Source organism: Streptomyces sp. HSW2009, assembly GCF_040240285.1.
GTDB lineage: Bacteria > Actinomycetota > Actinomycetes > Streptomycetales > Streptomycetaceae > Streptomyces.
The window spans coordinates 1-2,758 of the sequence record NZ_JBEHZD010000790.1 but is presented as its reverse complement, the minus strand read 5'-3'; the positions used below and the strand labels follow the sequence as shown (position 1 = coordinate 2,758).

3 protein-coding genes are annotated in these 2,758 nt (G+C 70.9%); all 3 read left to right on the top strand.

Annotated features, from left to right (window positions below; translation table 11 throughout):
* Positions 1-194 (top strand): hypothetical protein (locus AAHZ94_RS32180; RefSeq protein ID WP_349997246.1); only part of this gene is annotated, 194 nt, incomplete at its 5' end.
* On the top strand, positions 191-1,627 hold the full coding sequence (locus AAHZ94_RS32175; RefSeq protein WP_349997245.1) for a class I adenylate-forming enzyme family protein: 1,437 nt from the start codon (positions 191-193) through the stop codon (positions 1,625-1,627). The genes AAHZ94_RS32180 and AAHZ94_RS32175, both read left to right, overlap by 4 nt.
* Positions 1,624-2,646, top strand: coding sequence for an ACP S-malonyltransferase (locus AAHZ94_RS32170; protein WP_349997244.1), 1,023 nt, complete (start codon positions 1,624-1,626; stop codon positions 2,644-2,646). The genes AAHZ94_RS32175 and AAHZ94_RS32170 overlap by 4 nt, the downstream gene beginning before the upstream one ends.
* Positions 2,647-2,758: the final 112 nt, after the last annotated feature.

Genomic DNA, 2,758 nt, shown 5'->3' with positions numbered 1-2,758 from the left:
CCCCCCCGGCCCCCCCACCCCCCCCCCCCCGCTCGGCGCGCCCCCCCCCCCCCGGGCCCCCCCCCGCCCCCCCCCCCGGCCCCCCGGGGGGGGCCCCCGCGGCCCCGGCCCACGGCTCGCGGAGTGTCGGCGTCGTGGGTGGCTCCCACCCCAAGAGACTGCAAGAAGAAGAAAGGCTCAGTGAAACCCGATGACCGCGAAAGTCTTTGGGACGGAAGCGGTGCATGCGCTTCCCGAGTTCGAACAGAGGGCCCTGGCCATTGCCGAAGCCCTCCGCGAGCGCGGGGTCGGCAACGGCACCCGGGTCATGCTGAAGGCCAGCAACTCCGCCGGCTTCGTCGGTGTCCTCCTCGCCCTGATGCACACCGGCGCGTCGATCGTCATGGTCGACCACCAGGAACGGCCGGATGCCACCCAGCGCATCTGCGACCTCGCCGGGGTCAAGGTCTGCGTGGTCGACGACGACACGCCGATGCCCGCGAACAGCCCGGCCCAGGTCACCGTCTACGAACTGCTCGCGGCGTCCATGGACTTCACCCCCGCCGAGCGGAAGCTCTCCGTCGACACCTGGTGCGAGCTGCCCGACGGGCTGATCATGTGGTCCTCCGGCTCCACCGGGGAGCCCAAGGGCATCGTCAAGACCGGGGCGAAGTTCCTGAAGAACCTGGAGCGCAACGCCCAGCAGGTGGGCCATCGCCCCGATGACGTCCTGCTGCCGCTGCTGCCCTTCTCCCACCAGTACGGGCTGTCCATGGTGCTCATCGCCTGGCTGGTCAAGTGCTCGCTGGTCATCGCGCCCTACCGGCGGCTGGACCGGGCGATGACCATGGCGGGCATCTGCGGGGCCACGGTGGTCGACGCCACCCCGGCCAGCTACCGCAGCATGCTCAACATGATCGGCCGCAAGCCCGCCCTGGCGGACGAGCTGTCCGGTGTCCGGATGTTCTGTAGCGGGGCGGCCCCGCTGGACCCCGGCCTGGTCGCCGACTACGTCGAGCGGTTCGGACTGCCCCTGCTGGACAGCTACGGCAGCACCGAGGCCGGGAACGTGGCCTTCGCGACCGAGGACAACGTGGTCGCCTGTGGGCGGGCCGTCCAGGGCCTGAAGCTGCGGATCGTCGACGACGAGGGCGCCGTCCTCACCTCCGGCGACGTGGGGGAGATACAGGTCCACTCGCCCGACCTGATGGAGGGTTATCTGGCGGAGGACGGCACCGTCACCCCCGTCGACCCGGCCAGGACCGACTGGTACCCCACCGGCGACTTCGGCTATCTGGACGGCGGGGACAACCTCTTCGTCCTCGGCAGGAAGTCCGCGGTGCACCGCAACGGCCACACGCTCTACCCCGAGATCATTGAGCACAAGCTGGCCGCGGCCGGCTGCCTGGTCAAGATCGTCCCGGTCCCCGACGAACAGCGCGGCTGCCAGCTCTTCTTCTTCGTCGAGGACGAGCAGCAGCGCGAGCCGCGGCACTGGCGGGAGCCGATCACCTCCCTGCTGCCCGACTTCGAGCACCCCAACCGCATTCACGTCCTGGAGCGATTCCCCCTGAACCGCAACGGCAAGCCCGACAAACGACAGCTTGAGCAGCTCGCTCTCGACCTGGCGCCGCGGGGGAAGTCATGACGGAGCAGCAGACCACCGAGCCACAGGCACAGGCCACCGAGGGGCGGACGTCCGATCCGGAGACCGGCCGTACGGCGATGGTCTTCCCCGGGATGGGACCCTTCCGCTTCACCGACGTGGGCGAGTTCCTGCTGACCAACCCCCACGCCCGGCGCCGGCTCGCGATCGCCGACGAGGTGGTGGGGTACTCCGTGTTCGACCGGTACCGCCAGTCGGACGCCGAGGAAGAGGCCCAGTACGCCGCGCACACCCAGATCGCCTTCCTGACCATCTGTCTCTCCCTCGCCGACTGGGCGGAGGAGACGCTGGGGGAGCGGCCCGAGCTGTGCGCCGGACCGAGCTTCGGCCAGCGGGCCGCGGTGACCTACGCGGGGTCCCTGCCGTTCGAGGAGACCGTACGGCTCACCGCCGAACTGGCGCGCTGCGAGGAGGAGTACTTCCGGCAGGAGCACCGTGAGGCGGTCACGCACTGCGTGATCCACACCCCCGAGGAGCAGCTTCAGGAGGCGCTGGCCGAACTGGACGCCGAGGGGGAGTGGCACGACGTCTCCGGCTACATCGACCAGGGCTTCTACCTCGTGTCCCTGCGCGAGCCCGTGCTCGACCGGTTCAAGAAGCGGATCGGCGAGCTCGGGGGGTACAACATGTACACCATGTGGCCGCCCGTGCACGCCCCGGCGTTCGGCACCCTGCGCCGCAAGGCGGCGGAGGTCCTCGACACCTTCGAGGTGGCCGACCCCAAGTTGCCGGTCGTCGCCGACCAGAATGGCGAACTGCTGACCGCAGCGGACGGTGTGCGCACCATGCTGCTCGACACCTTCAACCACCCGATCCGCTGGCCGGACATGGTGGAAACGATGCAGCAGCAAGGCATCACCAAGGTCTGCATCGCGGGCCCGGACAACCTCTTCGGCCGAGTGAACCGTACGGTGGACAACTTCGAGGTAGTGGCCATCGACGCCCGCAAGGCGATGCGCCCACGGGTCCGGCAGCGGAGCGCCCGCCGGGCGCGGCGGTAATGGTGGGGGGGGGGCCCCCCCGCCCCCCCCCCCCCGGGGGTGGGGCGGGGGGGGAAAAGGGGGGGGGGGGCGGCGGGCCCGCGGGGGGGGGGGGGGCCCGCGGGGGGGGGGG